This is a genomic window from Cellulosimicrobium sp. ES-005 (genome assembly GCF_040448685.1).
Lineage (GTDB): Bacteria > Actinomycetota > Actinomycetes > Actinomycetales > Cellulomonadaceae > Cellulosimicrobium > Cellulosimicrobium cellulans_G.
The window spans coordinates 3514057-3537262 of sequence record NZ_CP159290.1; the positions used below are offsets into that span (position 1 = coordinate 3514057).

A 23206-nucleotide genomic window follows, 5' to 3' on the forward strand; every position below is an offset into this window, starting at 1 on the left:
CCCCACGGGTCGGGGGACCAGGGGGCGCTGACGGGGGACGGCGGCTACGCGCTGCCCGTCGTCGCGAGCGCGGACCGCACCACGAACCGGGACGCCCCGGCCCCGGCGAGCACGAGGGCCGACGCGGCGGCGACGCACAGCAGGAACTGCACGACGACCCCGACGTTCGCGAACGCGTTGAGCCCGATCACGGGGACCATGAACAGCAGCGCGGCGAACGTCGCCACGCCGACGCTCACGACGAGCGGGACGAGCGTCTCGCGGAACCGGGCCTGGTCGAGCGTGCGCAGGTCCGTCCCGGACAGGAGGAGCGTGCGGTACTCGTTGCGCTGGTCGATCACGCGACCGGCCTGCATCACGCCGGTCGAGACGGCGGCGAGCACGCCCGCGATGGCGAGGGTGAGGAACCCGCCGGTCTTCATGTCGGTGAGGTACTGCACCTCGTCCGGGTCCGCGCCCATGCCCGGCTCCAGGAGCGCGAAGATGCTCGTCAGCCCGGCGATGAACGTCGCGAGGGCGACCCCGCCGACGGAGCGCCACGCGGTCTTCGGGTTGTCGACGATCCGCCTCCCCGCGAGCAGCGTCGGCACGCGGCGGGCGCCGCCGGCCGTCATCCTGCCGACGAGCCAGATGACGAACGGCCCGACGACGTTCACGGTCGCGAAGCCGACCAGGAGGATGATCGTCAGGACGGTGAGGACGACCGCCACCGACCCGAAGGACAGGTTCGTCGCGACGATCAGCGCGACGAACGCGACGCCCATCGACAGCAGCCGGACGGCCTTGAGCCCCGGAGGCGTCACGCGGGCCGCGACGCCCAGCGGCGTGATCGCCACGCGGCGCAGGCTGACGAGGGCGGACACGAGCGCGACGGCGACCACGAGCACGACCGCCCCGAGGAGCGCCGGGACGCCGACCCACAGCTCGCCGAGGTCGAACGTGCGGCCCTGGAAGCGGAGCTGGGCGACGAGCGGCAGCAGCGCTCCGTAGCCGACCAGCCCCACGAGCGCCCCGATCACGGCCTGCGCGGCGGCGTCGAGGGCGGTGAGGGTCGTGACCTGGCCGGTCGTGGCGCCCGCGAGGCGCAGCGCCGCGAGCCGGGCGTCACGGCGGGCGACGGCGAGGCGCGCGGCGGCGGCGCCGAGGGTCACGAGCGGGATGAGCAGCAGGAGCGACGCGATGCCCGCGAGGAACGGGTACTGCGCGTCGTAGGGGGTCACGCCCTCCATGCCCTCGCGGACGCCCTCGAGACCGCCGGCGCGCAGGAGGAAGGCGTGGAAGCCGCCCATGACCACGAGCAGGATCGCGGTGGTGACCGCGAAGGCGATGATCGCGAGCACGTTCGTCAGGCCCTGCGGGTCGCGCTCGTCGGCGCTGCGACGGCGCAGGAGCCACCAGAGGTCGACGGTCCTCATCGGGCGCTCTCCTGGCTCGGTGCGGCGGGAGCGGCCGGTGTCACGGGCGCGGGCGCGCCGGGTGCGTGCCCCGCGGCCGGGTGCGCGGCCATCGCGGCCCGCGTGGCGGCGTCGTACGGGGCGGGTGGGGCGGGCTGCCCGACGACGGCGGTCGCCGCGGGCTGCGTCGCGCCCGGGGCGGGCTGGGCCCCGGGCGCGAAGAACTCGCCGGAGATGCGCCCGTCGCGCATCGTCACGGTGCGGGAGCAGTGCCGCGCGACGCCCGCGTCGTGCGTGACGACGACGAGCGCGGCGCCGGAGTCCCGGGTGGCGCGCGTGAGCACGTCGAGGACCTCGGCACCGGTCGACTGGTCGAGCGCGCCGGTCGGCTCGTCGGCGAACACGACGCCGGGCGACCCGACGAGCGCGCGGGCGATCGCGACGCGCTGGGCCTGGCCGCCGGACAGCTCGCCCGGGCGGCGCTGCTCCATCCCGGCGAGGCCGAGGTGCGCGAGCCAGCGGGCGGCGACGGCCGTCGCCTCCGTGCGCGCCGTCCCCGCGAGCATGAGCGGCAGCGCGGCGTTCTCGACCGCGGGCAGCTCCGGCAGGAGCTGGCCCGACTGGAACACGAAGCCGAAGTCCTGGCGCCGCAGGACGGTGCGACGGGCCTCGGAGAGCGTCGTGACGTCCTCGCCCCGCCACGACACGGAGCCGGAGGTCGGGGTGACGATGCCCGCGAGGACGTGCAGGAGCGTCGTCTTGCCGGACCCCGAGGGGCCCATGATCGCGAGCGACTCGCCCGGGTGGACCGTGAGGTTCACGCCCGCGAGGGCGTGCGTCGCGGTCTGGGCGGAGCCGTAGACCTTGGTGAGCGCGCTCGCGACGAGGGGCGAGCCGCCGGGGGCGGAGGAGGGGCCGGTGAACGTCATGGACCGATCGTCCGACGGCGACGGGTGCCGCCGCGTCGGGCTGAGGACGGGACGTCGTCGCGTGCGGGTCCGACCCTGGGGGGACCGTCCGGCGCGTCGCGTGCGGCGAGGGTCGGACGGCGTGGCGTCCGTCACCTCGCACCCGTCCGGGGACGGATCGGTTTGGGTTCGGGGCGGGGACACGGTAGTGTTCTCGACGGCCGGTGAGCGATCAGCGGTCAGGCAGGACCGGCGCCCGTAGCTCAACGGATAGAGCATCTGACTACGGATCAGAAGGTTGGGGGTTCGAATCCCTTCGGGCGCACCTCATGACGAACGGCCTCACCCGCACGGGTGGGGCCGTTCGTCGTTCTGAGCGTGGGCGTCGCTCCGTCCCGCGCCGAGCGGGCCCTCCCCCTTTCCGCACGATCGTGCTACGTTCACCGGATGACCAAGGGCGACGAGACGCGGCAGGTGATCCTGCACCGTGGCGTGGAGGCCGCGTACCGCGTCGGGCTGACCGGCCTCACCATCGGCGAGCTCGCGTCGGCCACGGGCATGTCGAAGTCCGGCCTGTACGCGCACTTCCGTTCCAAGGAGTCGCTCCAGCTCGCCGTCCTCGGCCAGGCGCGCACCGAGTTCATCGACACGGTGGTGGCCCCCGCGCTGCGCACCCCCCGCGGCGAGCCGCGGATGCGGGCGCTGTTCGAGGGGTGGCTCGCGTGCGACCTGCGCCAGGACCCCGGCGGTTGCCTGTTCGTCAAGGCGGCGACCGAGCTCTCCGCGCAGCAGGGTCCCGTCCGGGACCAGCTCGTGCGCGACCACCGCGACCTGTGCGACGCCGTCGCGCAGGTCTTCCGCACGTGCGTCGCGGAGGGCGGGTTCCGCGCCGACGCGGACCCGGAGCAGTTCGCCTCGGACCTCTACGGCGTCATGCTCGGGGTGAACCACGCGCACGTCCTCATGGCCGACCCGCTCGCCGAGGAGCGCGCCCGGCGCGCGTTCGAGGCGCTGCTCGACGCGGCGCGCACGACCGCGCCGCTCCCCGTCCGCTGACCCCCGCCGTCTGCACCGCCGACCGAGAGGAACCGCCGTGGGCGTCCCAGGCTCGAAGAAAAGCACGACCGTTCGTGCCGACCGGCGACGCGCCGCGCGACGGCGCAAGGCCGCCCTGCGGCTCGCGGTCGTCCGCGCGCGCCTCGCCGTCCTCCAGGCGGTCTCCCCGCGCCGGGCCGCGCGTCTCGCGCTCGACCTCTGGTGCACCCCGCCCGACGGCGCGGGGCGGCGCCGCGACGACCGCACGGCCCCCGGCACGCTCACCACGGTGACCACGGCCGCCGGGTCGCGGGTCGTCGTCGAGACGTGGGCCGCGACCGGCGGCGAGGGGTCGACGAGCCCGGACGGCGACCCGGCGGGCACCCGTGCGTCCGCCGAGGTCGGCGTCGTCTACCTGGCCCACGGGTGGGGCGGGTGGCGCGGCCAGCTCGGCGCGTTCGTCGAGCCGCTCCGTGCAGCCGGCTACCGCGTCGTCGCGTTCGACGCGCCGAGCCACGGCGACTCCGGTCCCGGCAGCCTCGGCCAGCGGCGCAGCACCATGCCCGAGCTCGCGGACGCGCTCGCGACGGTGGTCCGGTCCCACGGCGAGCCCGCAGCGGTCGTCTCGCACTCGCTGGGCACCGCGACGACCGTCCTCGCGGTCCGCGACGGGCTGTCCGCGGGTCGGCTGGTGCTCGTCGCGGCGATCGCCGACGTGCTGGGCGAGCTCGACGGGTTCGCGGACGTGCTCCGGCTCTCGCGCCGGACCCGCGAGCTGCTCCGGGGCCTGCTCTCCGACGTCGCGGGCCGTCCGCTGGCCGAGCTGGACGTGCGTGAGACCCTGCGCACCCACCCGGTCCCGCCCGCGCTCGTCGTGCACGACCGCGCGGACAAGGAGGTCCCGTACCCCGTCGGGGCGGCGCTCGCCGCGGCGTGGCCCGAGGGCGAGCTCCTCACGACGGACGGGCTCGGGCACCACCGGCTGCTGCGCGACCCCGAGGTCGTGCGGGCCGTCGTCGGCTACGTGACGCCGCTGCGCCCCGACATGCCCGTCGAGCCCGACCTCGCGCGCCGCGGAGCCTGAGCCCGTCGCGTCAGGCCGGGGCCGGGTGCCCGTGGCCCGCACGACGGCACGGGCAGGCCGGCGTCGGGGGCGGCGGGTAGCGTCGGGCCATGCCCTCGGACAAGGTGGACCTCAAGGCGCTGCACCGCGAGCTGTACGCCCCGCCGCGCGGGAGGTTCGTCGAGGTGGACGTCCCGACGCTCGCCTACCTCGCGGTCGACGGCGAGGGCGACCCGAACACGTCGCCCGCCTACGGCGAGGCGGTCGAGGCGCTCTTCTCCCTCGCGTACGCCGTGAAGTTCGCGAGCAAGCGGGAGGGCCGCGACTACGTCGTCGGTCCGCTGGAGGGCCTGTGGACGGCCGACGACCCGGGCACGTTCGTGCGGCGGGAGAAGGGCGCGTGGCGCTGGACGCTGCTGGTGCTCCAGCCGGACTGGGTCGACGAGGACCTCGTCGTCGCGGCCACGGAGTCGGTCCGCGCGACGAAGGACGCACCGGCCGCGCTCGACCTCGTGCGGCGCACGAGCCTGACCGAGGGCCGGTCCGTGCAGACCCTGCACGTCGGGACGTACGACGACGAGGGCCCGGTGCTCGCGGAGCTGCACGACGTCTACCTGCCCGAGCACGGCCTCACGTTCGCCGGTCCGCACCACGAGATCTACCTGAGCGACGTGCGACGCACGGACCCGGCGAGGCTCCGCACGGTGCTGCGCCAACCCGTCCGCCCGGTCTGACGACGACCAGGCCTCTACCTCGCGCTACCGGGCCTCTACCTCGCGCTACCAGGGCTCTGCCTCGCGCTACCAGGGCAGCGACCACCCGCGGTCAGGCGGCCGACCGGCGTCGTGCCCAGGCGAGGTCCGTCTCGTCGAGCACGTCGGCGAGCCGGCGGCCCGCGAGCGCGCGGGTCCACGCGGCGGACGCGCCGTCCGGCGCGGCTTCCTGGAGCACCCACTCGCGCACCCCGAGGCGGCGCAGGTGCGTGCCGAGCGCGAGGAGCTCGGTGCGCGAGTGCACGCTCGGGTCGACCGTGGTGCGCACCTCGTGGTCGACGCCGGAGCGCAGCAGCACGGTCAGCGCCTCGAACGCGCGGCGCCCGGACGGGATCGTCCCCGTGACGACCGGGTAGCGCGAGGGCAGGTGCTTGATGTCGAGCCCGACCCAGTCCACGAACGGCAGGAGCCGCGCGAGCCGGGCCGGCCAGGGGCCGGCGGTGTGCAGCCCGACGTCGAGGCCGAGGCCGCGCACGTCGTCGATCGCGCCGAGCAGGCCGGGGTGGAGCGTCGGCTCGCCGCCCGAGAAGACGACGCCGTCGAGCAGCCGACGGCGCGGGGCGAGGAACGCGACGACCTCCGACCACGGGACCGTGTCCCCGGGCGGCGGTGCGCCGTGGGCGGCGACCGCGCACAGTCCCGGGTGGTGGCAGTACCCGCAGTGCCACGGGCAGCCCTGGGTGAGGACCGTCGCCACCCTCCGCCCGGGCCAGTCCGTGACCGACAATCGGTTCAGTCCGGCGACCACGAGGCCGGGGCGGGTCATCGGCGGCTCCTTCCGACGCACGACGGCCGGGCAGTCCGACGGGTCGGGGTCGCCCGCCGCGCTGCCAGGACCTCGAACGTAGCGCCGCCGCCCGGTGCGCCGGACCGGCCGAAGGTCCCGACCTGCGCGGCGCACGACGGCGTCCCCGGTCGTCGCCCCGCCGCCGCGGGCGGGTTCACAGGGAGGACATAGCCGCGCGCTACTCCCGTCCCAGTCGCGCTCCCTAGCGTCCTGGTCATCCGCCACCCGTCGGGGTGGCATCGATCCTGGGAGTCGAGGGTGCTGCTGCAACGCTCGCGGTCGTCCGTGCCCACCACGGAGTCGGGGACGAGGCCCGCCGATCCACCGGAGCCGGACGAGGCGCCGGGGACCAGCGACGACCGGGGCACCCGTCGTGGCCGGCTGACGCGGCGGCTGCGCGGGCCTCGGCCCCGCCGGCGGGCGGTCGTGGTCGGGGTGATCGCCGTCCTCGTGGTCGCCGCGCTGGTCGTCTACCTGACGGTCCTGCGGCCGCGCGCGTCGTCGGCCCAGGAGGCGGGAGCCCTGCAGCCGACCACCGCGCAGGCGAGCACGGCGACGTTCGAGCGGACCGTGACGACGACGGGGACGCTCACGCCGAGCGTGCGGGAGGACGTGTCGTTCGCGGCGTCGGGCACCGTGCAGTCGGTCGAGGTCGCCGCGGGCGACACGGTCGAGGCGGGGCAGACGCTCGCGACGATCGACACCCTGCAGCTCGACGCCGCGCTCGCGCGGGCGAACGCGGACCTCGCGCAGGCGCAGGCCGACCTCGCGGACGCGCGGGAGTCCGACGACGGCAGCGACGCGGCGGAGGCAGCCGTCGAGGCGCGCGAGTCCGCCGTCGCGGTCGCGCAGCAGGCGTACGACGAGGCCGCGGCGGCGATGTCCGACGCGACGCTCACCGCCTCGGTGGGTGGTCTGGTGACGTCGGTCGGCGTCGCGGTGGGGGACACGGTGGGCACGTCGTCGAGCACGGGCTCGTCCGGGTCGACCGGCGCGGCCGACCAGGGTGGTGCCGGAGCGATGCCCGGCACGTCGAGCGGCGGGTCGACCAGCACCTCGTCGTCCGGCTCGTCCGACACCGCGGCGTTCACCATCGTCGGGACCGACGCGTGGACGGTCGAGGTGAGCGTCGGGGAGTCCGACGTCGCGACGATCGAGACGGGAGATCAGGTCGAGATGACGTCGGACGACCTCGCCGAGACGGTGTTCGGCACCGTGAGCGAGATCGGGCGCCTGCCCTCCACGACGCAGGGCGCGGTCGCGTACCCCGTGACGGTCGCGGTCACCGGCAGTCCCGAGGGCCTGCACGACGGCGTGAGCGTCGACGTCTCGATCGTCACCGAGCGCCGCACCGACGTGCTCTCCGTGCCGGCCGCCGCCGTCTCGACGAACGACGACGGGGCCTCGGTCGTGACGCTCGTGGACGGGGACGGGTCGACCTCGGAGCAGGTCGTCGAGACCGGTGAGTCGTCGGGCCAGATGATCGAGATCGTGTCCGGCCTGTCGGAGGGGGACACCGTGCAGTACACCGCGTTCACCCCGGGCGCCGGACGCGGCCAGGGCGGGGAGGAGGGCTTCGACCCGTCCCAGATGCCCGGGCGCGGCCAGGGCGGGTTCCCCGAGGGCTTCGATCCCTCGCAGCTGCCCGCCGGCGGCTTCCCCGGCCGCGGGGGGAACTCGTGACCGCCGCGACGAGCGAGGTCGGTCTCGCGGGTCCCCCGGCCGAGCCGGGCTCCTCGCCGGTCATCGACCTGTACGGCGCGCGCAAGACCTACCGCACGGGCGACCTCGAGTTCGAGGCGCTGCGCGGCGTCGACCTCCGGATCGAGCGCGGCGAGTACGTCGCGATCGTCGGGCCGTCGGGCTCGGGCAAGTCGACGCTCATGAACGTGCTCGGCTGCCTCGACACGCTCACCTCGGGCACGTACCGGCTCGCGGGCGACGACGTCGACGACCTGGACGAGACCGACCTGGCGAGCGTGCGCAACGAGCAGATCGGCTTCGTGTTCCAGCAGTTCAACCTGCTGCCGTCGCTCTCCGCGCTGCGCAACGTCGAGCTCCCGCTCGTGTACCGGGGCGTGGCGTCGGCGGAGCGCCGCGAGCGGGCCGCGGAGGCGCTCGCCCGCGTCGGCCTCGCCGACCGCACCACGCACCGGCCCGGCCAGCTCTCGGGCGGCCAGCAGCAGCGCGTCGCCGTCGCGCGGGCGCTCGTCGGCGAGCCGGCGCTCGTCCTCGCGGACGAGCCGACCGGCAACCTCGACTCCCGTTCGACCGCCGACGTGCTCGACCTGCTCGACGCGCTGCACGCGCAGGGCCGCACGATCGTCCTCATCACGCACGAGCACGAGGTCGCGCAGCGGTCCCGGCGGGTCGTGCGCGTGCTCGACGGCCTCGTCACGTCGGACGAGCGGGTGGTGGCGTCATGAGCTGGACCGAGACCGCCGCCACGGCGTGGCACGCGATCCGCGCGCACACGATGCGCTCGCTGCTCACGGTGCTCGGCATCCTCATCGGCATCGCCGCCGTCATCCTCACGGTCGGGCTGGGTCTGGGGACGCAGAAGGACGTCTCCGAGGACATCAGCTCGCTCGGGTCGAACCTGCTCATCGTCACCCCCGGGTCCTCCACCGACTCCTCGGGGATCCGCGGCGGGTTCGGCTCCGCGTCGACGCTGACCGTGGCCGACGCCGAGGCTCTCGCCTCGGACGTCGCGGTGCCCGACGTCGCGGCGGTGGCCGCGGAGAAGGAGTCGTCGCAGTCGATCGAGGCAGGCGACGCCAACTGGACGACGACCGTCACGGGCGTCACCGACGACTGGCTCGAGGTGCGCTCGCGCGAGGTCGCGGTCGGCGCGTTCGTCGACGTCGCCTCGACCGACGAGGTCGTGCTCGGCCCCGAGACCGCGAGCGAGCTGTTCGGCACGACCGACGTCGTCGGCCGCACCGTGAGCATCGCCGGGACGACGTTCGACGTCGTGGGCGTCCTCGAGGCCGCCGGGTCGAGCGCGTCGGCGAACCTGGACGACGTCGCCGTCGTGTCCATGACCGCGATGACGTCGGCGATCACGGGCGGCACGAACACGTCGGTCAGCACGATCTACCTCAAGGCGACCGACACCGACGCGATCTCCGCCGCCTACCAGGAGGCGCAGTCGCTGCTCCTCGCGCTGCACGGCGCGTCGAGCGCGGACGCGGCCGACTTCACCATCGACTCCCAGGACTCGCTCGTGTCCACCGCGACGTCGGTGTACCGCACGCTCACGGTCCTGCTGGCCGGGGTGGCCGGCCTGTCGCTGCTCGTCGGAGGCATCGGCGTCATGAACATCATGCTCGTGTCCGTGTCCGAGCGGACGCGCGAGATCGGCCTGCGCAAGGCGCTGGGTGCGCCGCCCGGCGCGATCCGACGTCAGTTCCTCACGGAGGCGTCGATCCTCGGTGTCACCGGTGGACTCGTCGGCGCGCTGCTCGGCGTCGTCGCGGCGCTCGCCCTCCCGGCCGCGCTGGGCTCCTCGATCGTGGTCTCGCCGCTCGCCGTCGGCGGCTCGATCGCCGTGGCCCTGGCCATCGGGCTCGTGTTCGGCGTGTATCCCGCCGTCCGTGCCGCGCGCCTCGCCCCGATCGACGCGCTGCGCAGCGAGTGACCCCGCCCTGCTCCCTCCCGATCCTCGACACGCACACCTGGAGAGCTCCATGACCTCGCGCACCACGCGCCCCCGCACCGGCCGGCCTCGCGGCGCCCTCGTCGCGCTCGGCGCCCTCGGCCTCGCGCTCGCCCTCACGGCGTGCTCCGCCTCGGACGCCGCGACCCCCGACGGCTCACCGTCGGACGCCGCGGGCGACCAGGGCGCGGCGCCCGAGGGCGCGTCCCAGGGCCGCGGCGGCCGTGCCCCCGGCGTCTCGGGCGAGATCGCCGCCGTCGACGGGACGACCGCGCAGGTCCAGGACGACGAGTCGCAGACCGCCGTCGTCTGGTCCGACGACACCACGATCAGCGTCACGGTGGACGGCGCGCTCACCGACGTGACCGTCGGGTCGTGCGTCCTGGCGGTGACCGGCTCCCTGCCGCGGGACGAGACCGAGGACTCGGCGGGAGACGCGGCCACGAGCGTCGCCGTGAGCGAGCCGGTGGACGGCGCGTGCACCGGCGGCTTCGGAGGGTTCGGCGGTGGCGGGTTCCCCGGCGGCGGTGAGCGACCTCAGGGCGCGCCGACGGACATGCCGTCCGACCTGCCCGAGATGCCCGAGGGCGCACCGACCGACATGCCGTCGGGCGCGCCGGACCGCGAGGGCGGGCCGGGTGGAGGCTTCGGCGGTCTGACGACGGGCCTCGTGACGGCGGTCGACGGCTCCACGATCACGGTGCGCACGACCTCGCCCGAGGGGGAGACCTCCGAGGAGAGCGTCTCGGTCGACGACGCGACCACCTACACGGTCCAGCGCGCGGGCACGGGCGACGACGTCGTCGTCGGGCAGTGCGTCACCGCCCAGGGCGAGAGCGAGGACGGCAGCGCGTTCGCCGCGACGAGCCTGAGCGTCTCCGCTCCCGGCGACGACGGGTGCACGAGCGGGTTCCCCGGCGGCCGGGGCGGGTTCCCCGGCGTGCGCGGTGGCCAGGACGAGGACGGTCGCGATGCGTGACGCGGTCGTTCGTCGTCGCCGCCGGTCGCGGCGCCACCGGTGGGTCGCCGCGGGCGTCGCGGTCGCCGTGCTGGGCGCGGGGGGCGCCGCCGTCGCCCTGCGGCCTGCTGCCGCGCAGTACCGCACGGCGACGGTCGCCACCGGTGACGTCGCGCAGCAGGTGTCGGTCAGCGCCACCGTGGCGTCCGCGAGCCGCGCCGACGTGACGTTCGGCGCGTCGGGCACCGTCGCGACCGTCGACGTCGCCGCCGGCGACCGCGTCGAGGCGGGTGACGTCCTCGCCACGCTCGACGCCGACGCGCTGCAGGACGCCGTCGACGACGCGAACGAGACCCTTGCCGAGGCGCAGCAGACCCTCGCCGACGACCTCGACGCCCAGTCGTCCGGCTCGGGCTCGACGGCGAGCGTGACGTCCGCCTCCGGGACGGGCGCGGCCGGGGCCGGTACCTCCGCGGGCGGGTCCGTGCTCCTCGTCAGCACGACGGGTGCGGGCACGCGCGCCGTGACGCTCACGGCCGCCGGCGGGTCGAGCGAGGCCGAGCAGGCGGTCACCACCGCGCTCGACGCGCTGGCCGACGCACGGACGGCCGTGCAGACGGCGCAGGAGGCGCTCCTCGCGGGGTACGAGTCCGTCGCGGACGCCCTGCTCGCCGGCACCGCGGCGCTGGGCACCTCGGGCGACGCGGTCGCCTCCGCGACCGGCGACCAGGGCCCGTGCGCCGCGGTCCTCTTGGCCGGAACCGCCGACGCCGCCGTGACCGAGGACGAGCTGACCGCGTGCGTCGCCGCGATCGTCTCCGCGCAGGAGGCCCTCGCCGCGACGGACAGCGCCCAGCAGACGACCGGAGCGGCGCAGACGGCCCTGCGGGACCTCGTGGCGAACCTCGACGACGCCGTGACCACGCTCGGCGAGAGGTCCGCCGAGCTGGACGCCGCGGTGGCGGCGCTCCTCGACGCCTCCGGTCCGGGGAGCGGCTCCGGCAGCGCCGGTGGGGCACCTGATGCCGGGGCCGGCACGGGGGCGGGGACGGGCGCCGACGGTTCGTCCCCCGCGGGCGGATCCGCCCCCTCGGGCGGGGGCGCGGGTGCGACCCCGGATCTCTCGGGCGGCGGTACCGGGGCCGTCGGGTCGGCCGCGGGCGGCGCGCCGTCGGGCGGATCCGTGACGACCAGGGGCGACGGGACGTCGTCGGGCACCGTGACCGCGGAGCGCATCCTCGCCGACCGCGCGGCCGTCAGCGTGGCCGAGCGGCAGCTCGACATCGCCGCGGCGGCCGCGGCGGCGGGCACCCTCACCGCGCCGATCTCCGGGACCGTGGCACAGGTGGACGTGACCCCGGGCGCGTCGGTCGGCACGAGCGACACGGCCGTGACCGTCCTCGGCGACGGCGGCTACGTGCTCACGACGACCCTCGACCTCGCCGAGGTGGGTGCGGTCGAGGTCGGCCAGGCCGTCACCGCGACCGTTCCCGCCACGGGCGGTGCGTACACGGGCACCGTGAGCAGCATCGGGATCCTCGACGACTCGCAGACCTCGACCCCGTCGTACGCCGCGGCCGTCGCGCTCGACGCGGTCGACGGCGAGCTGCCCGAGGGTGCGTCCGCGTCCGCGACGATCGCGGTCGCCGAGGTGAGCGACGTCCTCGTCGTCCCGACGTCCGCCGTGGCCGCGGACGGGCCGGCGCGCACGGTCCGGGTGCTCGACGGCGACGGCGTGCGCACCGTGACGGTGACGACGGGCGCCGTCGGGCCGGAGGTCACCGAGGTCACCGAGGGCCTCGCCGCCGGCGACGAGGTCGTGCTGGCCGACCTGGCCCGAGAGCTCGTGCCCGACGACGAGGAGTCGAGCGGGCTCGCCGGCCTGGGCGGGTCCGAGGGGCAGAGCGGCTTCCCCCAGGGAGGCTTCCCCCAGGGAGGCTTCCCCGAGGGGGGCTTCCCTGAGGGTGGCTTCTCCCGCACCGGCGGATGAGGACGTCGATCCAGGTCATCCGGACCCGCGAGGCAGGCGGACGGTGAAGGTCGTGCCGGTGGGGTCGGGTTCGTCCACGGTCGCCGACGTCACGGTGATCGTGCCGCCGTGCGCGGTGACGATCGCGTCGGCGATGGCGAGGCCCAGGCCGGTGGAGCCGCCGGTGCGGTTGCGGGCGTCGTCGCCGCGCGTGAAGCGCCGGAAGAGCGTCGGGCGCAGGGTCGGCGGGACGCCGGGGCCGTCGTCGGCGACGGTGAGCACGACGTCCTCGCCGTCGGTCGTCAGCCGTACCGCGACGTGAGTGCCGGGCGGGGTGTGCGTGCGCGCGTTGGCGAGGAGGTTCGCGAGCACCTGGCGCAGGCTCGCCTCGTCGCCCAGGACCTCGAGGTCGACGTCCTCGTCGGTGTCCTCGCCGCGCGCGTCGGGCAGGTCCGTGGCGAGGTCGACGTCCAGGTCGCCGGTGCCGGGCAGGTCGAGGTCCCAGTCGTGGTCGGGCCCGGCGGCGTGGGCGTCCATGACGGCGTCCACGGCGAGGCCGGCGAGGTCGACGGGCGCGCGGTCGAGCGGGCGGCCGGCGTCGAGCCGCGCGAGGAGCAGGAGGTCCTCGACGAGCCCCGTCATGCGGACGGCCTCGGACTCGATGCGGTCGAGCGAGCGCGCGGTGGCGGGCGGGACGTCGTCGGGGGAGCGGCGCACGAGCTCGGCGTACCCGCGGATGGAGGCGAGCGGGGTGCGCAGCTCGTGGCTCGCGTCGGCGACGAACCGCCGCACCTGGGTCTCGGAGTCGTGGCGCGCCTGGAGCGAGGTCTCGACGTTCTCCAGCATGCGGTTCAGCGCGGCGCCCACCTGCCCGACCTCGGTGCGCTCGTCGGTGAGGTCGACCGGGACGCGCGGGATCGCGTCGATCTCGCCCTGCGCGAGCTCCAGCTCGGAGACGCGGCTCGCTGCGGCGGCGACGTCGTCGAGCGGCCGGAGCGAGCGCCGCACGAGCCACGTGCCCAGGAGCACGGCGGCGAGCAGGCCCGCGGCGCCGAGCGCGACCTGGACGGAGACGTAGTCCTCGACCGTCGCGTCGACGGTCGTCGTGCTCGAGGCGACGACGACGGGCTGGTCGTCGTCCGTCGTCCGGTGCACGGCACGGAACGACCCGAGGTCCGGCAGGTCGACGTCGTGCGCCCTGCCGTCGGCCGGGACGGCCTCGAGCGTGGCGATCTGGGCCTCGTCGAGCGTGACGCGCTCGAGCGTCGACGAGACGTACTCCGCGAGCACGATCTGGCCGTCGGCGTACCGCACGAGCGCGCTCCCCGGACCGATGCCGGCAGGCAGGCGTGCCGGGTCGTCGCCGTCGGGAAGGCTGCTGGGCGACGGGGCCGGGGTGCCCGTCGCGTCGTCAGGGAGCTGCCTGCCCGGCGGCAGGACCCCGGGCCCCTGCGCGAGCCGCTGACTCGCCTGCTCGAGCTCGTGGTCGACCTGGGTGACGAGCTGGGTGCGCAGCGCCGCGGTCGAGGCGGCGGCGAGCCCGACGGTCACGACGAGGACGACACCGGCGACCACGAGGACGAGCCGTCGCCGCAGCGCGGTGGGACGTCGGCGGGCCGGGCCCGGTGTCCCGGTCCCCTGCGCCGGGGCCGTCCCGGCCCGTGACGGCTCAGGCACCGGCGTCGGCCGCGCCCGCCGCGGGCTTGAGCACGTAGCCGACGCCGCGGAGCGTGTGGATCATGGGCTCGCGGCCCTTGTCGATCTTGCGACGCAGGTAGGAGACGTAGAGCTCGACGATGTTCGCCTGGCCGCCGAAGTCGTAGCTCCAGACGCGGTCGAGGATCTGCGCCTTGGAGAGCACGCGGCGCGGGTTGCGCATGAGGTAGCGCAGGAGCTCGAACTCGGTGGCCGTGAGCCGGACCTCCTCGCCCGCGCGGCGCACCTCGTGCGCGTCCTCGTCGAGCTCGAGGTCGCCGACGACGAGCACCGAGTCCTCGCGCGCGGTGGCGCCGCCCCGGCGCAGCAGCCCGCGCAGGCGCGCGACGACCTCTTCGAGGCTGAACGGCTTGGTCACGTAGTCGTCGCCGCCCGCGGTGAGCCCGGCGACGCGGTCCTCGACGGCGTCGCGCGCCGTGAGGAACAGCACCGGCCTCCGGGCCTCCTGCTCGCGCAGGCGTCGCAGCACGGTGAGGCCGTCCATGTCGGGGAGCATGACGTCGAGCACGACGACGTCGGGATCGGTCTCGCGCGCGGTCCGGATCGCGGAGCTCCCGTCGAGCGCGGTGGACACGTCCCAGCCCTCGTAGCGCAGCGCCGAGGTGAGCAGCTCGGCGAGGTTGGGCTCGTCGTCGACCACGAGCACGCGGACGGGCGAGCCGTCCGGGCGCGTCAGGCGGGGCTGGTCGGGACGGCCGACGGGGGCGGTGGCTGCGGTCATGGAACCAGCCTCCTCCCTGACCCGGTGACGCGCCTGAGCCGAACCTGTGAGTCACCTAGGTCCTGAGGGCTGCACCCCCAGCGCGCCGAACCCGGGGTCGCTCCTCGATCCGGAGGTGGATCGAGGAGCGACCCCGGGTTCGGGGTGGGTCGGCCGGGGTCGGCCGGGGTCGGCCGCGGGCGGCCGGGGGTCAGCCGCAGGTCGGTCGGCCGTGCTCCGGCGTCGCGACGGTCTCGCGCTCGTCGGCGTCGTCCGACGGCGCGGCCGTGACGCTCACGGGACCGTCCGTGGCGTCGCCGCGGACGGCGAACGACTGGTACGCGTTCTTGCCGGGGGCCACCGAGGGGAAGCTCTTCGAGCCCCACGGCGTGGCGACCTCGACGTCGAGGCGCGCGTCGTCGTCGTTCACGACCCGCACGGCGACGTACGGCTTGCCGCCGAGGCACCGGACCTCGGCCGTCGCGGTGACGGCGACTGCTGCCGGAGACGTCGGGTCCGCCGCGCCGGGCGCGAGCACCCGCAGCGCGGTGAGCCCCGGGTCGCCGTCCTGCCACGACGTGCTCAGCGCGACGTACCGCGCCGTGCGGTCGACGGCGAGCGTGCCGCGGACGTCCCCTGCGCCGAGGGTGCCGACGTCGGTGAACGTCAGGCCGTCGTCGCTCACGGACACGACCGACTCCGGCGCCCCGCCCCGCTCCCAGGCGGCGACGACGGTGCCGATCTCGCGCGGTGCGCCCAGGTCGGTGACCATGCGGCCGTCCGGGCCGGGGACCCACGCCGTGGTGGCGTCGCCGTCGACGGCGAGCGACGGCGACGTCATGCCGTCGGGCAGCACCGACGCGGGGAACGTGAGGGTGCTCAGCGCGTGGTCGGCGACCGGGAACGGGGTCGCGTCCCGGAAGGTGACGCGCGTGCCGGACGGCGTCGCCCCGACCGTGCGGGTCGCTCCCGTCTCGGCGTGGCGGAGCTCGACCGGCGTCCCGTCGCCGCTCACGCGGAACGACCGGGCGTCGTCGACGGCGACGGTGACCCCGGCCGGGGTCGCTCCGCCGTGCGCGGCGACCGTCGCGCGGGGTGCGAGGACGACCGCGTCGCCCGCGGGGACGGTGACGTCGAGCGTCGAGGCGTCCGCGCCGACCGTCTGCGTGCCCGCGTAGACGGGGACGGCCCCGCCGTCGTGCGGGACGGTGAGCGTCGTCGCGACGTCCGCGCCCGTGAGGTTGAACGCCACGACGTAGCCGTCGACGGCGCTCACGAGCACCGCCGGGTCGGCGGCCGTGGGCACGCGGGCCCCGGCCTGCGCGGCGGTCGCCGCGGCGTCGCCCGGGACCATCTCCACGAGCCGGGGGCCGGTCGCGCCGTCCGTGAGCCGGACGACGTGCCGCGTGTCGGTCGCGCGCGACACCGTCACCGGCGCGTCGGAGCCGCGCACGACGAACCCGGCCTCGCCCTCGACGTTGAGCCAGTCGCCGTCGCTGCTGAGCACCTGGTCGCCGGTGTACCGGAACGACGCGGCGTCGTGCCAGGTCCGGCCGTCGAGCGACGTCTGCACGCGGTACTCCTGACCCGCGGCGACCTCCCAGCCGAGCTGGACCTGGCTGACCTCGGTCGGGGCGCCGAGGTCGACCTGGATCCACGAGTCGGGCTTCGTGCGGTCCGCGACCGCGACGGCCCAGCGGGTCGTGGCCGAGCCGTCGGTGACGGCGCTCGCGGGGTTGGAGCCGTTGGCGCTCGACGCCGTGGCCGGCTTGCCCGCCGCGACGTCCGTGCCGGTCGGGGAGAACGCGCGCAGGTGGTAGAGCGAGTAGCCGTACGCCGCGTCCCCGCGCACGCCCTGCATGCGGACGTAGCGCGTCGTGACCGGCGCGGGCTCGGCCGCGCCCTCCGGGGTGAGGTCGACGGTGTCGAGGCGCGCGACGTTCACGTCCGCCGGGGCCTTGCCGTAGGCGGTGGCCGTCGTCCAGGTCTGGCCGTCGGTCGACGTCTGGACGAGGTACCGCGCTCCCGCGCTCGCCTCCCACGCGAACCGCACGCCGCCCACGGTCGTCTCCTCGCCGAGGTCCACCTGGATCCACGAGTCGGGGCGCGTGCGCTCGCCGACCGCGACGGCCCAGCGGGTCGACGCGTTGCCGTCGGTCACGCGGGCCGCGGTACGGCCGTTCGCGGCGTCCTCGCTGGACGCGGTCGCGACCTTGCCGGCCGCGAGGTCGGTCGCCGACCCCTCGTCCGCGCCGTACGCGTGGAACGCGAACATCGAGTAGCCGTACTGCGGGTGGCCCTGCTGTCCGAGGAGCCGCACGTACCGCGCGGTGACGGGCGCGAAGGTGAGGTCGTCCACGCGCGCGGCCTTGGCGTCCGCGGGGTCGGCGGGGCGCGTCACCGGGAGCGTCGCGGTGGTCTCGCCCTCCGCGGTCGTGTAGGTGCGCGACCCGTCGAGGCCGGAGTACCCGTTCATGTCGAGGTTGCGGACGGACAGGCTCGCGTCCTCGGTGCCCGCGCCGGTCGACGCGTAGACCGCGGCCCCGGTCGGGAGCGTGACCTGGCCGGCGTACCCCGTCCCGATCCGGAACACCGACGACGTGCCCTCGAAGCCGTCGCGCGGCCCGGTGTACGTCGTCACGTGCCGCTCGTCGACGGCCGCGCCGGTGCTGGGGTAGAGGTAGGGGGTCGAGCCCGAGACGTGGAAGAGCCACGAGTCGTGCGACGGGACCCAGGGGAACTTCACGAAGCCCTTGCGGCTCGACGCCGCGGCCCAGGCGTCCGCGGACTGCTGGACCGTCAGCCCGGGGCCGGCGCCGAAGTCGCGCACCCCGGCGAGGCGCTCGAAGAACGCGTCCTGCGGCGTCGGCTCGACCGGGCCCTCGGGGGACTCGGCGGCCTCGACGTGCAGCAGGTAGGAGATGGCGATCTCGGCGCGCGCCTCCGGCTCGTACTTGGGCTCGCCGGAGAACTTCGCGAGGCGGTAGACCGGGGGGTAGGACTGGTAGTCCGCGAGCGCGGCCGCGAGGTTCGCCTCGGCGCGCGCGGCGTCGGGGTCGCGCAGCACCTGGCTGAGGAACGCCATCGGGATGGCGTCGCGGCCGTAGAGGTACTCGCGGTCGGCGACCATCGGCATGAACGGCTCGCCCGCGTCGGACATGACGAGCTTGATCGACTCCCACAGCTCCGCCGAGTTGGGCTGGTGCGTGAGGATCTCCGGCAGCGGCTCGTCACGCAGGAGGAAGTGGATCGCGTTGCGCCCGCCGGACCGCCAGATGTCGGACTGGTAGTGCGGGCCGAACGACCCGTGGTTCTCCACGAGGTACGTGTCGTGGATGGTCTGCATGGTGTTCGTCGACACGGGCTTGCCCGCGACGACGGCCGGGTTGTTGCGGTCGGCGGTCGGCTGCCCCGCCGCGTTGCGGCCCCAGTCGCCGAGCTGCTCGGCCCAGCGCGCCGCGTCGGGGTCGTCGGGGGCCCAGGCGAGGCCGGGGGCCAGCGCCTGCGTGTAGACGCCGACCTCCTCCTGCGCCGTGTCGCCCTCGAACTTGCCCGTCGGCCAGTCGGCGGTCCACGACCCGGAGAGGGGGTCCTTGCCGAAGTCGAGGTCGGCGGTGTACGTGGACTGGCCGGTCGCGATCGTCGTGAGGTTGGCCTGCGTCGTCGCGTCGAGCTCGTCCCACAGCAGCGTCCCGGCCGCGAGGAAGTAGGACTGGAACGTCGAGTCCCAGAACAGCTTCTTGCCCCACGTGCCCGCCGGGTCGACGAACCGGTTGCTCGCGGCGTAGTGCCGGATCGTGGCGAGCGTGTGCGCGCGGAGCGTCTCCTCGGAGATGCCCGCGAGCTCGGCGTCGTACTCGCCGTGGGTCAGGAGCACGGCGTTGCCCAGCACGACGGCGAAGTTGAAGTCCTTGAGCTGGTACACCCCGGCGGACTCGTCCCAGACGGTCTCGACCCAGCGGGTGTGGCGCAGCAGCGCGCCGTAGTAGTCGGCCGCGGTCGCGTCGGGCGCGCCGAACGCGGGCGTGGGGTCGACCTCCGCCGTCACGGCTGCGGGGGAGGCGGCCGAGGGCGCTCCCTGCGCGACCGCGGGGGTGAGCAGCAGGGCCCCGGCGGTCGCGAGCGAGACGGCGGCGGTGGCGCGGCGGCGTGCGCGCCGTCCGGGCGGTGGGGTGGGCGGGCGGGTCATGGGGCCTCCGGGCGTCGTCGAGCGGCAACGGTGCTGGTGCTCGGGCGGGTGGTACGGGTGCGGGCGGGTGGGAGGTGGTGCGGTGCGCGCGGGGAGCGCCGGTCCAGGGTCGGACGACCGGCGCCCCCGCGCGGGTCGGGGGAGCCGCTCAGGCGGGGCGGGGGATGCTCACGCGGTGCGTTCCTCTCGGGTGGTGCGACGTCGCACGCGGTGGCGCCAAGCCACCTGACAGCGCTGTCGACAGCGAGTATAGGCGGGGTTCTCCCGGGAGTGAAGGGAGCGCCGCGGACTTCGCCCGGTCGGCCGCCGTGACGGCCGACCGGGCGGTCCGCTCAGCCGCAGTCGACGGCGGGCACGTCGACCGACACCTGCGCGTCCACGGGCTCTCCGCCGAGCTCGCCGTGCGCGGTGACCACCGCGGTCGTCGCCTCGACGGCCCGCGCCCGCGTCGCGAAAGACTGGTAGCCGGACGCGCCGGGCACGACGTCGGCGACCGTGCGCTCGCCGAACGCGGTCGCCAGGCCGAGCGTGAGCCCGACCGGGACGTCCTCGCCGTTGAGCGCGCGCAGGGCCACGTAGGCCTTGCCGGCCAGGCACCGCGCCTGCGCCTCGACGCGCACGTCGGCGGCGGTGCCGACGACGCCGCCGGACGACCCGACGACGACGCCACGGTCGGGGACGAGCCGCACGTGGTCGACGTTCACGTTGCCCGTGTCGCCGCGGTCGTAGCGCAGGCCGACGCGCGTCGTCCCCTCGCCCACGGTCACGCGCACCGGCTCCGTGAAGCCCCAGCGACGCCACCGTTCGGCGTCCTGCCCGAGGTTCGGGAACGGGACGGGGCCGGACGAGACGCCGTCGACCGTGAGCGAGAGCTGGCGGTCGAGGGGGGCGACGACCATGCCGTTGGCGTAGCGGAAGCTCACCTCGTAGGTGGTCCCCGGCGCGACGCCCGCGACGTCCACGGCGAAGGCCGCCCCCTCGCGGCTGAGGGTGCGGACGAAGCCCGTGCCCGTGTAGCCGGGGTGCTCGGTCGTCGTGATCGCGCCCCCGCTCAGCGTCCCGGCCTCGGCCTCGAGCACGAGCTCCTCGCGCTGGGCCGCGACGAGAACGCCCAGGGCCTCGGCCGCGGGACCGGCGGGCAGGGCGGCGAGCGCGGCGGCCGCCCGGTCGAGGGCCCTGCCCACGGCGGCGTCGTCGTCGCGCGTCGCGGCACGGACCGCGGCGGCCAGCGGTGCCCTCGCGGCGGCGGCGTCGCCCGCGGTGAGCTCTCCCGCCTCCTCGGCCGCGTGCAGGTCGGCGAGCACGCGCGGCAGCCCGACCCGCTCGCCGAGCCACGGCGCCACCGCGGTGTCGAGCGTCGCGAGCGCGCCTCCCCCGACCTGCTCGGACGAGCGCGTGAGCAGGACCGTCCGCACGCTCTGCGCGGCGACCTGGGCGGCGCCCAGGTCGGCGTCGGCCGCCGCCGCGACGAGCGCACCGACCCGCGTCGTCAGCAGCGCCGCCGTCGCGGGGTCGAGGTCGCCGTCCGTGCGAGCGGCGGCCACCAGGGCCTCCAGGGCGGCGCCGTCCGGGTACGGCAGGAGCGCCGCCCGGGCGGGCTCGCCCAGCGCGCCGTCCGCCCCGGCGACGGCGAGCTCGTTGTGCTCCGTGTAGGACACGTCGGCCGCGTCGAGGGTGAACGCGAGCTCGCGCGTCTGTCCGCCGCCGACCCGCGCGGTCGTGCCCGCGACCGTCTCGCCGTCGAGGACCAGGTGCGCCTCCGTGACCGTGGTGCCCGCGTTCGCGACCTGGGCCGTGACGTGGACCGACCCGGTCGCCGGGTCGAACGTCGCGGTCGGCGTCCCCACGAGGTCCAGACGGGCGCGCTCGTACGGCGTGAGCTCCGCGAGGTCCTCCGCGGTGGCGGGCCGGAGCCGGACCGCCTGCCCGCCCGCCCCGACGAGCGACGCGCTGAGGACGTCGTCGGAGGTCACGAGGGACCGCGTGACCTCGACCGCCGTGGGGTTGCCCTTCCAGCTCGCGTCCTGGGCGTCGGCCCAGACCTCCGCGACGTACGTGACGCCGTCGTCGAGCATGTCCAGCGGGACGTCGAGCGTGCGGTCGACCTCGTCGGTCACGACGCCCACGTACCAGGTGTCGCCGCTGCGGCGGGCGGTCGTCACGTGGTCGCCGATCTGCGCGTCCACGCGCGACTCGTCCCACGTCGCCGGCATCCCGCGCAGGTACTCGAACGCCTCGGGGTGCTTCGCGTAGTTCTCGGGCGTGTCCGCGAGCATCTGGAGCGGGCTGTAGAAGGTCGTGTAGAGCGCGAGCTGGGTGGTGGTGGTCGTCTGCACCCGCGTGTTGAGCTTCGCCGGGTCCCACAGCACGTCGAGCACGCCCGGCGTGTAGTCGGCCGGGCCGCCGATCCAGCGCGTGAACGGCAGGATGGTCGCCTGCTCCGGCGGGTTGCCGTTCGCGCCCATGTAGTTCTGCTGCTCCATGCCCGCGACGCCCTCGCCCGTCATCATGTTGGGCCAGGTGCGGTCCTTGCCCGTGGGCTTGATCGCCTCGTGCGCGTTGACGGAGATGCCGTGCCGCGCCGCCGCCTCGACGACGCGCTGGTAGTGCTTCACCGCCTCCTGGTCGTAGTGGCTGCGGTTGACGCCGCCGAGCTGGAAGCGGGTCGCGTAGCCGGTCTTGATCGCGTGGATCCCCCACTCCTCGTACTGGGAGAAGATGCGCTCGAGGTTCTGGTCGTAGTAGTCGACGTAGCCGCGCGTCTCGTTGTGCGCGACGAACCCGACGCCCTTCTCGGCGCCGTAGCGCAGCACCTCGTCGAGGTCGACGTCGGGCATCGGCGTCGTGAAGTCCTGGTTGGTCCAGGAGCCCCCGGCGTTGGTGTTCCAGCCCTCGGCGAGCACGTACCGGGCCCCCGCGTCGGCCGCGAGGTCGATGTAGTCCTTGATCCGCGCGGTCGTGGCGCCGTGCTTGGCACCTGCGGTCCACGTCGTGTCGCGGCGCTGGAGCTCCCACCACACGCCGGTGTACGTCCCCGCCTCGATCCAGTCGGTCGTGTCGGCGGTGCCGTCGCCGTCCGAGTCGACGTCGCACACGGCGCACGGCGGGTTGAGGTTCTGGACCAGGTGCGACTCGGCGAGGTCGCCCGCCGCGCGGCCCACCTGCACCGTACGCCAGGGCGTCACGACGTTCTTCTCGCGCGCGTCGAGCACCGCCTTGGTGCCGTCCGGGAGCGCGACGAGCTCGCTCACCAGGGTCCCGGGGGTCGCGCCGCGGACGAGCGTCATGCTCGCGTAGTCCGTGAGGTCGGCCTCGTGGACGGCGAGGAACAGGTCGTCGCCGCGGGAGAGCGTGAGCGGCGTCTGCGCGTCGGGCACGTCGCCGACAGGCGCGGTCCTGTAGTGCTTCTCGTCCGCGTTCCAGTCCGTGCCGGCGCGGATGAAGTACGCGGTGAGGTCCGCCGGGAGCGCGAACTCGGTCCGCTCGGCCGTCACGACGAACGGGCCGCTCGCGAGCGCGTCCTGGTGAGGCAGAACGTAGCGGAACCCGACGCCGTCGTCGAACACGCGGACCACGACGTCCAGCGCCAGGCCGGAGGAGTGGCGCGCGTGCACGGTGAGCTCGTTCGCGTGGTTGCGCACCGACGAGCTCGTGCCCCACGCGGGTGTCCACGTCTCGTCGATCTCGTCGCGCTCGACGGACTCGACGGTCATCCCGGAGGTGAGGTCGACGTCGGGAGAGCGCAGCACGAGGCCGAGACCGGAGGAGCCGACGACCGTCGTCGTGCCGTCCCGCACGACGTCGTAGGTGAGGCGCCCGTCGACGACGCCGACCGTGAGGTCGAGGCTGCCGTCGGGCGACGAGACCTCGTGCCCGTCGAGCGGCTCGACGGCCGACGAGGAGGCGGACGCCTCCGGTGCGGCGAGCGCGGGAGCCGCGGCGCCGACGGGCGCGACGAGCGCGAGCGTGAGGGCGGCGCCGGAGAGCAGACGGGCGCGGCGGCGTCGTGCGGTCGGCGGGGGCGGGGTGGGATGGTGCGGCATGTGGTGGTACACG

General features: G+C 75.5%; 15 protein-coding genes and 1 tRNA gene. 9 read left to right on the plus strand and 7 right to left on the minus strand.

The window, feature by feature from the left end:
* Positions 1-44: 44 nt before the first annotated feature.
* The gene (locus ABRQ22_RS15715; protein WP_353707398.1) at positions 45-1415 is read right to left on the minus strand and encodes a hypothetical protein; all 1371 of its coding nucleotides are present in this window, start codon (positions 1413-1415) and stop codon (positions 45-47) included.
* Positions 1412-2323, minus strand: a complete 912-nt coding sequence (locus ABRQ22_RS15720; RefSeq protein WP_353707399.1) for an ATP-binding cassette domain-containing protein — start codon at positions 2321-2323, stop codon at positions 1412-1414. The genes ABRQ22_RS15715 and ABRQ22_RS15720 overlap by 4 nt, the downstream gene beginning before the upstream one ends.
* Before the next feature lie 231 nt (positions 2324-2554).
* Here ABRQ22_RS15720 and ABRQ22_RS15725 point away from each other — a divergent pair.
* The 4 genes from ABRQ22_RS15725 to ABRQ22_RS15740 all read left to right on the plus strand — a co-directional run bounded on the left by ABRQ22_RS15725 (position 2555) and on the right by ABRQ22_RS15740 (position 5134).
* Positions 2555-2627, plus strand: a tRNA-Arg gene (locus tag ABRQ22_RS15725).
* A gap of 122 nt (positions 2628-2749) precedes the next feature.
* Positions 2750-3358: a TetR/AcrR family transcriptional regulator gene (locus ABRQ22_RS15730; protein ID WP_353707400.1), complete on the plus strand. Its 609-nt coding sequence runs from the start codon at positions 2750-2752 to the stop codon at positions 3356-3358.
* A 37-nt stretch (positions 3359-3395) separates the two neighbouring features.
* Positions 3396-4421 carry an alpha/beta fold hydrolase gene (locus ABRQ22_RS15735; RefSeq protein ID WP_353707401.1) on the plus strand — a complete coding sequence of 342 codons (1026 nt, stop codon included), beginning with the start codon at positions 3396-3398 and terminating at the stop codon, positions 4419-4421.
* A gap of 89 nt (positions 4422-4510) precedes the next feature.
* Complete coding sequence (locus tag ABRQ22_RS15740; RefSeq protein ID WP_353707402.1) at positions 4511-5134, plus strand: GyrI-like domain-containing protein; 624 nt, start codon at positions 4511-4513, stop codon at positions 5132-5134.
* A gap of 91 nt (positions 5135-5225) precedes the next feature.
* Here the strand turns inward: ABRQ22_RS15740 and ABRQ22_RS15745 are convergent, their stop codons facing one another.
* Positions 5226-5939 carry an anaerobic ribonucleoside-triphosphate reductase activating protein gene (locus ABRQ22_RS15745; RefSeq protein WP_253052356.1) on the minus strand — a complete coding sequence of 238 codons (714 nt, stop codon included), beginning with the start codon at positions 5937-5939 and terminating at the stop codon, positions 5226-5228.
* A 456-nt stretch (positions 5940-6395) separates the two neighbouring features.
* On the opposite strand from ABRQ22_RS15745, the gene ABRQ22_RS15750 reads away from it, so the two are divergent.
* Genes ABRQ22_RS15750 through ABRQ22_RS15770 form a run of 5 tightly spaced genes read left to right on the plus strand, consistent with a single transcriptional unit; the run spans position 6396 to position 12566 of the window.
* A complete protein-coding gene (locus ABRQ22_RS15750) occupies positions 6396-7643 on the plus strand; it encodes a biotin/lipoyl-binding protein (RefSeq protein WP_353707403.1) in 1248 nt (415 codons plus the stop codon).
* Entirely contained in the window at positions 7640-8386 is a 747-nt protein-coding gene (locus tag ABRQ22_RS15755) for an ABC transporter ATP-binding protein (protein ID WP_353707404.1), read from the plus strand. Before ABRQ22_RS15750 ends, ABRQ22_RS15755 begins: the two co-directional genes overlap by 4 nt.
* The gene (locus ABRQ22_RS15760) at positions 8383-9600 is read left to right on the plus strand and encodes an ABC transporter permease (protein WP_353707405.1); all 1218 of its coding nucleotides are present in this window, start codon (positions 8383-8385) and stop codon (positions 9598-9600) included. The genes ABRQ22_RS15755 and ABRQ22_RS15760 overlap by 4 nt, the downstream gene beginning before the upstream one ends.
* 49 nt (positions 9601-9649) lie before the next feature.
* Positions 9650-10597 carry a hypothetical protein gene (locus tag ABRQ22_RS15765; protein ID WP_353707406.1) on the plus strand — a complete coding sequence of 316 codons (948 nt, stop codon included), beginning with the start codon at positions 9650-9652 and terminating at the stop codon, positions 10595-10597.
* On the plus strand, positions 10590-12566 hold the full coding sequence (locus tag ABRQ22_RS15770) for a biotin/lipoyl-binding protein (RefSeq protein WP_353707407.1): 1977 nt from the start codon (positions 10590-10592) through the stop codon (positions 12564-12566). The genes ABRQ22_RS15765 and ABRQ22_RS15770 overlap by 8 nt, the downstream gene beginning before the upstream one ends.
* Positions 12567-12581: 15 nt before the next feature.
* Here ABRQ22_RS15770 and ABRQ22_RS15775 read toward each other — a convergent pair whose 3' ends face one another.
* The 4 genes from ABRQ22_RS15775 to ABRQ22_RS15790 all read right to left on the minus strand — a co-directional run bounded on the left by ABRQ22_RS15775 (position 12582) and on the right by ABRQ22_RS15790 (position 23205).
* On the minus strand, positions 12582-14120 hold the full coding sequence (locus tag ABRQ22_RS15775; protein WP_353707408.1) for a HAMP domain-containing sensor histidine kinase: 1539 nt from the start codon (positions 14118-14120) through the stop codon (positions 12582-12584).
* A 94-nt stretch (positions 14121-14214) separates the two neighbouring features.
* A complete protein-coding gene (locus tag ABRQ22_RS15780; RefSeq protein ID WP_353707409.1) occupies positions 14215-14982 on the minus strand; it encodes a response regulator transcription factor in 768 nt (255 codons plus the stop codon).
* Positions 14983-15172: 190 nt separating this feature from the next.
* On the minus strand, positions 15173-19150 hold the full coding sequence (locus tag ABRQ22_RS15785; RefSeq protein ID WP_353707410.1) for a discoidin domain-containing protein: 3978 nt from the start codon (positions 19148-19150) through the stop codon (positions 15173-15175).
* Positions 19151-19482: 332 nt separating this feature from the next.
* Complete coding sequence (locus ABRQ22_RS15790; protein WP_353707411.1) at positions 19483-23205, minus strand: glycoside hydrolase family 97 catalytic domain-containing protein; 3723 nt, start codon at positions 23203-23205, stop codon at positions 19483-19485.
* Between the last annotated feature and the right edge of the window lies 1 nt (position 23206).

Bases quoted from the DNA above. Each gene is read 5' to 3' on its own strand.
- ABRQ22_RS15715 (WP_353707398.1), bottom strand. From the start codon at position 1,415: ATGAGGACCGTCGACCTCTGGTGGCTCCTGCGCCGTCGCAGCGCCGAC.
- ABRQ22_RS15740 (WP_353707402.1), top strand. From the start codon at position 4,511: ATGCCCTCGGACAAGGTGGACCTCAAGGCGCTGCACCGCGAGCTGTAC.
- ABRQ22_RS15765 (WP_353707406.1), top strand. From the start codon at position 9,650: ATGACCTCGCGCACCACGCGCCCCCGCACCGGCCGGCCTCGCGGCGCC.
- ABRQ22_RS15720 (WP_353707399.1), bottom strand. From the start codon at position 2,323: ATGACGTTCACCGGCCCCTCCTCCGCCCCCGGCGGCTCGCCCCTCGTC.
- ABRQ22_RS15745 (WP_253052356.1), bottom strand. From the start codon at position 5,939: ATGACCCGCCCCGGCCTCGTGGTCGCCGGACTGAACCGATTGTCGGTC.
- ABRQ22_RS15785 (WP_353707410.1), bottom strand. From the start codon at position 19,150: ATGACCCGCCCGCCCACCCCACCGCCCGGACGGCGCGCACGCCGCCGC.
- ABRQ22_RS15760 (WP_353707405.1), top strand. From the start codon at position 8,383: ATGAGCTGGACCGAGACCGCCGCCACGGCGTGGCACGCGATCCGCGCG.
- ABRQ22_RS15730 (WP_353707400.1), top strand. From the start codon at position 2,750: ATGACCAAGGGCGACGAGACGCGGCAGGTGATCCTGCACCGTGGCGTG.
- ABRQ22_RS15770 (WP_353707407.1), top strand. From the start codon at position 10,590: ATGCGTGACGCGGTCGTTCGTCGTCGCCGCCGGTCGCGGCGCCACCGG.
- ABRQ22_RS15780 (WP_353707409.1), bottom strand. From the start codon at position 14,982: ATGACCGCAGCCACCGCCCCCGTCGGCCGTCCCGACCAGCCCCGCCTG.